This is a genomic window from Natranaerobius trueperi, assembly GCF_002216005.1.
Taxonomy (GTDB): Bacteria; Bacillota; Natranaerobiia; order Natranaerobiales; family Natranaerobiaceae; genus Natranaerobius_A; species Natranaerobius_A trueperi.
In genome coordinates this window covers 1-6,606 of record NZ_NIQC01000050.1, presented here as the reverse complement: position 1 = coordinate 6,606, position 6,606 = coordinate 1, and the positions used below count along the sequence as shown (strand labels likewise).

Genomic DNA, 6,606 nt, shown 5'->3' with positions numbered 1-6,606 from the left:
CCTACGGCTTCTCAGAGGGAACTTGCTAAACTATTAAATATATCACCTAGCTATGTAAATAAACTGCTCAAACAAATTGGAAATTCCTAGGTGTTCACTGAAACGGGTCTTTATATTATGGGGTACTTCGTACCCCTGCTTCTGGAAGAAGTTAAAGAGATATAGAAGAGGGCTGAAAAGCTTCCTCTCTTTCATTTCTTTTTAGTTATTTTTTAGAGGATGATATAACAACAGAAGTTTTGCGTATGCTTCAACTAACAAGAAAGTATATACCTTCGAGTATAGTCCCACCAGCTAACCATCTAGCACTAAACCTTCGGGAAGTGGTAGAGATTGTCCTCATGCGTGACGTGGCGACCAATCGTTTTTAAGAATCCAATTACCTTGCTTATTATTAAAACCAATGTGAGCCAAATGTGCGCGTCTCATAACAAAACAAACCCTTCGCGCCGATATGATCCGGCTTAAATATTCTTCAAACATATAAATTTTAGGGTGCTGGTGCGGTGAAATGTCCGATTAAAGAAAAGTCTGAACGCAAATATGAGTTATTTTTTTTCCTAAAACCATTTAAATTTAAGCTTGTTGATTATTCATTATTCCTTTGATAAGAAATATTAAACTTATTGTAAAAAGAGTCAGAGATGTAAATAGATAGAAATGATTTGTAAATAATATAAACTTTATTATATAAATACTAGCAAATATTAGTGAGTTTATAATATGACCAATAAAATCTTTTGAGGTTTGATTTTCAGAATTAAAAAAACAATTAACTTTTAATCCATGATGATTTTTTATTATTTTTGGAATTTCAAAAACAAAAGTATAAACAATTAATCCCCAAAATACTCCATATAAATCAAAGTTCATGATCATTCTATCAATTGGACTTATAAAGTTTATAATAGAACTAGTTAATGTGCTTACGAAAATAATAATAGCAGTAATAATTAAAATAAGGAATATATTAATCATGTTATTTATATTTATTTTCTTAAGTCTCTCGGTTAAATCAAATATTATAGTAGCATAAAAAACTCCTAATATTCCAACCACATTTCCTAATAAAAACAAATCAAAAAATATAATATATTCAACTAAAAAAACCAAAGTTATCATAGATATATTTAGAAAATAAAAGCGTCTATTTAATTTTTTATTATTTATTTTATAGATCTTTAAACTTTTGGTTTTGTATTTTATTAATTGGTTTAAACCAAAGATAAAATTATAAAAAATAGTGCCGAAAAATCCCCCGTAAATTATATCATTATTTATTGGCATCAATATTATTAAAATTTTTATCATTGATAACATGAAAGAGCTTTTTATTAGATCAATTAAAAGATATTTTTTGGATTTTTTTTGGTATATATTAGATGTTAACACTAAAATTATTGAGTTAAAAGTTCCTGCTAAAATAGCTAAATATAAACCTATATAATTTATTTCTTTAAGTAAATTTAAAATAAAAAACCACTCCATTCCATTGAATTTTCTATAAATATAACAATAATGTCAAAAAAAGTCACCCCTTAAGGGTGACTTTTTTTATGACATTATTCTATCAAACAACTCTTGAGCAGCGTTTACAGTATAAAAGATACCAGCTAGTGCTGCCGCTGCTCCTCCAACTGCCAAGCCAGATTTTGCGGCAGCTGCACCAAGGGCTATACCTAAAGCGATTGCTACAAGAACACTAATTGCTGCAGCTGTTGTTTCAAGAGCATTATTAATAAAGTCATTCCAATTAAAACTATCTTGATTGTCAGGTTCCGTTTCTACTGAAACTTTAAAATAAGCTCTATCTAACGTGTTAAGATCGATTTCGCTGTATATGGTGAGTTCTAATCCTTTACTAATAAATAAGCTCATTGTATCAGTAATACTTGAAACGTTTTCATCGAGAAAGAGATCACCAATCTCTCCTATAGTTTCGATGGTTCTAAAATTCACTGTATCTATTCCAACTATAACTTGTTCAAATCCAAATTGTTGTTGGGCAACATTTCGTATAGTATTTAGTTGGTTTACAGAAATATCAAATTCGTTAGCGAATTCGGAATAGGTCCAACTGTTTTTTTCGTCTCCTTGTTCAGATAATATAATAGTGCTGTCACTACTACTACCTAAATTAAAAGTAAAATGAGATTCAGTTGAAATTGAGTCTGTTCTTCCTGCTTCAGTATTAAATGTATATCCCATAAAACTTACATTTTTAGTGATTGACACCTTAAACACTCCCTTTATCTTTTAATAGTAAACCTAACCGGCCGATTAAGGTTTCTACTAAATAAGAAATAAATTAGAGTCAATTTTTCAACCTTAAAACTAAATTTTTTAGAATTTTTTAGGCTCGAATCGTCTAATAGCCTTTATAAGCGCAAAACTTAATTCATTAAAACAATCCTCATCAAACCTGCCATTGACGATACTATGTTTGTATAATAAAGGCTTAAACTCAAAATAAAAATACTCTAAGTTTTCTTTATCCCAGCTTGACCTTTCTTTAAAGCTCTCCAGATCAGCCACGAAGGATTTTTCCTAATTTTATATAAAATGGTAAGTATAAATGGGGGTAAGAATTTTTTTAGAAGTAATTGGTTTTAATTATATAAAGGAGGAGAGTGGTGTTCAGTGATCAGCCAATTTCAACTAACCAAGATTAGCATTATGTTAGGATTAATTTTAGTAATATCTATTACTTATAATGTTTATCAATATCAAGATAGACATATTGATAAAGCAGCTGCTAGTTTTAGTCAAATCCTGACCCAGGGTAGAGTTATATCAGACAATATAAATGGCATAATAAAACAATTAGAAAGTGAAGATCCATCGGTAGAAGATATAAGAGTATCTTGGAGTGAGATTTCAAAAAGTACAGATATAATGCAGGGATCTACTTATTTACTTTCCTATAATCATTCTCGTGAAGTATCTAGTGAGCAATTAGAACTACTAACAAGAACATTGCAAAAATTACACAGAATTGTAAAATATTATGTAGAGATATCAATAGAAAAAACAGATGAAGAGATGGTTTCATATGAACCAAGTGAAATTGAAGATCTTAATCTCATGGTTGAAATATATGGTCGTGACGGAATTTTAAGAGAAAAAATAGATGCAAATCTCGGTACTAACGAAGTAGAAATTGAAGATAATATAATTGAAGTTTTAGAGAGTGTTTATTCAGACTTTAATAATTTACCTTATCATAATTAGTGGGTTGAATTATTATTTAATAAACTTCAAAAGAGGGCTGTGCCCAAAAAGTTACACTTTTGGAACAGCCCTCTTTTGAAGTTACTTTAATACGATTGCTTGTGGGACTTCTCTAGTGGATGTTAATTCCATGGTGCTACATCTTATTTGAGTAGAGCCACCACCATCAAGAAAAATTCCATTAGCATGTCGTCCAGCAATTTGAAGAACTCCGTTATCATCAAGTAATTCTTTGATCGCATCTCTAAAAGTCCCAGGTCTTGCATTCTCAGTGGCTATAAGCCATAATCCACCTGCCGCATCAAAAATGAGTCCAGAACGATTTCTTGAAAAATTCATATGTGGAAGATTTTCAGCTTCAGCTTGATTTTCCCAGTTAGTATCATCATTTAGTGACATACTTACTCCACCTTGAGCCCAATAATTACTTCTATTTGAAACAATTAGTTCGTCTTTATCTTCCACAACTTGAATAGAATAATTTCCTGTTGTGCCATCCCAAACTAATGTTCCTCGCCCGCCAGCAGGTACATTATTAGGATTGGTATTACCGCCGTTACGAACTTCAACATCATCAACTACTGCTATGTCGGTCAATGTATAATCACTTTCAAAATGTGCTCCATTAATTCCGTACTTGCTTGCTCCATGTAAAGTTTGAACACCAATATCATCAGGTTCTACATTTGAGCCAGAAGTTAAAATATAAAACATTGTGATACCGTAAGATGATGGAACAAAACCGCAATTAGGCATTTCTATCAACTCTCCTTTAAAAAATATTAACCTAACCGGCCGATTAAGGTTTCTACTAAATAAGAGGCAATTTAAGGCTAATTTTTCAACCTTAAAACTAAATTTTTTAAAAATTTTTAGGTTCGAATCGTTTAATAGCCTTTATAAGCGCTAAACTTAGTTCATTAAAACAGTCCTCATCAAACCTGCCATTTACGATACTGTGCTTGTATAATAAAGGCTCAAACTTAAAATAAAAATACTCTAGGTTTTCTTTATCCCCAGCTTGAGCTTTCCTTAAAGCTCTCTCTAGATCAGCCAAAGAAACCCCTCCTAACCTTCTTTTTTTATAACCTCTTTCATGACACTTAAAATAGTGTCGTTGAGTTCGTTTAGTTTGTGTTCTAGACGAATTAAAAGAAACGCAGTTACAGCAATAGGAAATCCTAGATTTGCGATTAACTCGCTAAAACTATCCATTTCAAAAACCCCCTTTCTCTAGTTCCTCCCGTAATTGATTTATAGCAGTCCTTTTATTTTTATTAATAGCTTGTACACTAACGTTTAACTGTTCAGCAACTTCCTTTTCAGTTTTATTTTCAACAAAAAGCATCTGAAGTGTTTGTTGTTGCCTTGGGGTGAGCTTTTCTATAGCCTTGAAAAGCCCTGGATCACTTATAACACTTTTTAAAGATCGTTCTTTTACCTTGTGGTCTATATGATCATCGCTATCAGGAATTAGATTTAGTACCTCATCATTGTTGAGTGTTAATTGATTATTAGATTTAAACTTTGAAAGATTCTTTTTATAATTAAGTGATGTATATTTGATTGTTAACTCTATTAATTTTTTTAGCCGGTTTTCAGTAGACCCCATATAAAGCCCCCTTATTAAATCTAGATACAAATATTATATCGAACATTAGTTCTAGTAAAAAATATAACTTTTTACTTAATAAGAAAATAAAAAACACGACTTTTTAAACTTGAAATCATGAATAACCGAATTTTTTACCTGAATGGTCGGTTTAAAAACATTAATTGATTTTTATAAAAAAATTTACTTTATAAAAAAGTTTAAATTTCAATAAAGTATGGTAAAATATAATTAAGTGGGATAATCCCGCTTAATTTAAAGGAGGTGCTAAAATGGCTAAAAGTATAGTTACTGTAGATGGCAAGGGACGTGTCACGATCCCCAAAAAAGTAAGAAAAGAATTAGATATAGAGGAAGGTGGGGCTTTTTTTCTAAATTACGATAAGAAAGGTGTTTTGCAGCTCACCAAAGCAGTTGAAGATAACCCCTTAGTTGCACTAAAAGAATATAGTGAGAAAGAGTATAAAACTGGGGGTACAAGAAACTTTAGGGAATATATAAAAGAGCGAGAACAGGGGTAAAGCCTATGTCAAAAGGTTTTCAAATTCATACTACAAGGACAGTTGAAAAAGATTTAGACAAGCTCCACTCAAAACACTTTGAGCAAGTCAAAGAAGAAGTTTTAAAGCTAGAAGAAGACCCTTATATAGGAGCCCCGTTAAAAGGTAAACTTAAAGGTTGTAGGAGTATAAATCTGTCTCTCTATGGTTTAGGTGAGTATAGAGTTATATATACTCTTAAAATTGCAGAAAAAGTTTGTTTAATTTTTTTTATTGGTTCAAGAGAGAATGCTTATGAAGAAGCTACTCGTAAGGTTGAAACACTTAAAAAGCAAGGGTTAATATAAATGTTTTTTAAAATTAATAATTGGGGTATCCTGCATCTAAATTACAGCACAAATTTTAGATGCAGGATAAGGGGTGACCGGCTTATCACAACACGAGCTGAGCAAAGCCCAGCTGTTATAGAAAATTTATTTGTTGTTGTTTTGTTGTTGGCTTTCTTAAAATCCTTAAATTATATTGTGTAACTACGAAAATCACCGTAATTACGGTGATTTTTTTGTTGTCCGAATCAAAATCAGATAGGGTAGCATTTAAGAGTATTTAAGAGTTTGACCATCACTAATTTTAAGGTGTTTCACGGAAAGCTAATTTGCTCTCATCACCTCTCAGGACTTGTGGTTTTAGGGGATTAAAGAAATTTCTTAACATAATGTCTCTAATCGGACGTTGATAAAATTTTCTATGTTTTTAAAGAACCATTCAGGTCAAGAAAAAGACCATTCAGGTTTTTGGGTAGGTTTATATATGAAAATGTATAAGTATTTATTAAATATTAAAATTTAGGAGGGAAATATTTTATGAAAAAAACAGCAACTTTAACTTTTTGTTTAATGTTGGTTTTTTCGATTCTCTTATTACCAACTACTGCGGAAGCTCATGATGAATCAGAGGAACTTGATAAAACATTAGTTTATGAATATGAAGCAACTGAAGAAGAAATGGAAGAAGAATTTAATAAACAAGTAGAAGAATTAGAAAAATCTCTAAAAGAAAAGCAAGAAATTGGAGTTGAATATATTGGTGATAAAGAATATGAGAATGAATACGGAGATTCAAAGATGGTAACATTAATCAAGAATATTTAGGTTGGCAGGAACAACAAACTCAAATAGTGGTGAGAAAGTAACCGTACAGTATCGCCATGACTACAGATATGACCTTAAAACAGATATTAGAGATAAATATCTTCCAAACTTA

The 6,606-nt window shown here is 31.0% G+C and carries 12 protein-coding genes; 5 read left to right on the top strand and 7 right to left on the bottom strand.

The window, feature by feature from the left end:
- A partial coding sequence (locus CDO51_RS15630) for a winged helix-turn-helix transcriptional regulator (protein ID WP_143824733.1) occupies positions 1–90 on the top strand: 90 nt, incomplete at its 5' end.
- A 486-nt stretch (positions 91–576) separates the two neighbouring features.
- On the opposite strand, the gene CDO51_RS12725 is transcribed toward CDO51_RS15630, so the two are convergent.
- The 3 genes from CDO51_RS12725 to CDO51_RS15625 all read right to left on the bottom strand — a co-directional run bounded on the left by CDO51_RS12725 (position 577) and on the right by CDO51_RS15625 (position 2,535).
- A complete protein-coding gene (locus CDO51_RS12725) occupies positions 577–1,488 on the bottom strand; it encodes a hypothetical protein (RefSeq protein ID WP_089024605.1) in 912 nt (303 codons plus the stop codon).
- 66 nt (positions 1,489–1,554) lie between these two features.
- On the bottom strand, positions 1,555–2,235 hold the full coding sequence (locus tag CDO51_RS12720; protein ID WP_089024604.1) for a hypothetical protein: 681 nt from the start codon (positions 2,233–2,235) through the stop codon (positions 1,555–1,557).
- Between the two features lie 108 nt (positions 2,236–2,343).
- Positions 2,344–2,535: a helix-turn-helix domain-containing protein gene (locus tag CDO51_RS15625; RefSeq protein ID WP_089024603.1), complete on the bottom strand. Its 192-nt coding sequence runs from the start codon at positions 2,533–2,535 to the stop codon at positions 2,344–2,346.
- 105 nt (positions 2,536–2,640) lie between these two features.
- Between CDO51_RS15625 and CDO51_RS12710 the strand changes: the two genes are divergently transcribed.
- Positions 2,641–3,231: a hypothetical protein gene (locus tag CDO51_RS12710; RefSeq protein WP_089024602.1), complete on the top strand. Its 591-nt coding sequence runs from the start codon at positions 2,641–2,643 to the stop codon at positions 3,229–3,231.
- An 81-nt stretch (positions 3,232–3,312) separates the two neighbouring features.
- Here CDO51_RS12710 and CDO51_RS12705 read toward each other — a convergent pair whose 3' ends face one another.
- The 4 genes from CDO51_RS12705 to CDO51_RS12695 all read right to left on the bottom strand — a co-directional run bounded on the left by CDO51_RS12705 (position 3,313) and on the right by CDO51_RS12695 (position 4,843).
- A complete protein-coding gene (locus CDO51_RS12705; RefSeq protein ID WP_089024601.1) occupies positions 3,313–3,987 on the bottom strand; it encodes a hypothetical protein in 675 nt (224 codons plus the stop codon).
- 106 nt (positions 3,988–4,093) lie between these two features.
- On the bottom strand, positions 4,094–4,288 hold the full coding sequence (locus CDO51_RS13950) for a helix-turn-helix domain-containing protein (RefSeq protein ID WP_158212468.1): 195 nt from the start codon (positions 4,286–4,288) through the stop codon (positions 4,094–4,096).
- A gap of 11 nt (positions 4,289–4,299) precedes the next feature.
- The gene (locus CDO51_RS12700; RefSeq protein WP_089024600.1) at positions 4,300–4,446 is read right to left on the bottom strand and encodes a YvrJ family protein; all 147 of its coding nucleotides are present in this window, start codon (positions 4,444–4,446) and stop codon (positions 4,300–4,302) included.
- A gap of 1 nt (position 4,447) precedes the next feature.
- The gene (locus CDO51_RS12695; protein WP_089024599.1) at positions 4,448–4,843 is read right to left on the bottom strand and encodes an RNA polymerase sigma factor; all 396 of its coding nucleotides are present in this window, start codon (positions 4,841–4,843) and stop codon (positions 4,448–4,450) included.
- Between the two features lie 272 nt (positions 4,844–5,115).
- Between CDO51_RS12695 and CDO51_RS12690 the strand changes: the two genes are divergently transcribed.
- The 3 genes from CDO51_RS12690 to CDO51_RS12680 all read left to right on the top strand — a co-directional run bounded on the left by CDO51_RS12690 (position 5,116) and on the right by CDO51_RS12680 (position 6,494).
- Complete coding sequence (locus CDO51_RS12690; protein ID WP_089024598.1) at positions 5,116–5,364, top strand: AbrB/MazE/SpoVT family DNA-binding domain-containing protein; 249 nt, start codon at positions 5,116–5,118, stop codon at positions 5,362–5,364.
- A gap of 5 nt (positions 5,365–5,369) precedes the next feature.
- Positions 5,370–5,690: a type II toxin-antitoxin system RelE family toxin gene (locus CDO51_RS12685; RefSeq protein WP_089024597.1), complete on the top strand. Its 321-nt coding sequence runs from the start codon at positions 5,370–5,372 to the stop codon at positions 5,688–5,690.
- Between the two features lie 516 nt (positions 5,691–6,206).
- A complete protein-coding gene (locus tag CDO51_RS12680) occupies positions 6,207–6,494 on the top strand; it encodes a hypothetical protein (protein WP_089024596.1) in 288 nt (95 codons plus the stop codon).
- The last annotated feature ends 112 nt before the right edge of the window (positions 6,495–6,606 follow it).